Here is a 758-nt window from a genome sequence, read left to right on the forward strand (position 1 = left end):
CATCAATAATCTGATTAACAACATCCCGCATAATCCATGCACTGGTTGCTGTGGTACAAGAAATGATGATCATTGAGAAAATAGCCGCACTGTACCAACGCATATGTTTACGAAAATTTTCTCGTAAAAGGCGGATAATAAGATGTTTGTCGAAAGAGGAAATTTGTTTTTTAGCCATGAAGTGCTTCTATATTCTCTCATTATTTTATGCAAGATTGAAACACTCTTAATTAAAAAGCCCCTTAATCTTTTTTACAAAAATAGTCTTTTCTTTCAAGGCTCATCATATCAATTTCACGACGGCGAGAGTGAAGAATGTAGTGCAAAGTTTCTGTAAAAGGTATAACGAAAAGTCGTTGTTCATCATTATTTTTAGTTTTCAATAAAAGAGACCGGCGGGTTTCACTAGTGTATTTACCAATTTCCGTATTGTGATAGCCTTTGGCACTTGAAATGGCTCACAAAAAACATTTCTGCTTTTTTAATAATTTTTTATGTATCATCTCCATTTGTGATGTGTAAGCAAACAATTTCGCCGCATTGCATGATAAGAGTGCTTGAAATAAGAAGGCCTTACGATGTTTGAGCTTTCTCATTTAATATGCAAAATAACGAATTCTTCTTATAAATCGATCAAGCATTATTAAACTCTTAAAAGGCTTTATACACATTTATAAAACCTTAAAAGCACCACAAAAACTCTATGTGGTGCTTCTAAAAATACCATACGCCCATGCTAATGAGTTGCATGCGAATAT

Annotated in this window: 1 pseudogene; it reads right to left on the reverse strand. The window is 33.5% G+C overall.

Features of this window, described 5'->3' with window-relative positions:
• Window positions 1-178 (reverse strand): annotated as a pseudogene (locus ACFILW_RS10440) (ABC transporter ATP-binding protein); the annotation flags it as partial.
• Between the last annotated feature and the right edge of the window lie 580 nt (window positions 179-758).

Origin of the sequence: Bartonella sp. TT110JLCBS (assembly GCF_042193405.1) — a bacterium.
GTDB lineage: Bacteria > Pseudomonadota > Alphaproteobacteria > Rhizobiales > Rhizobiaceae > Bartonella.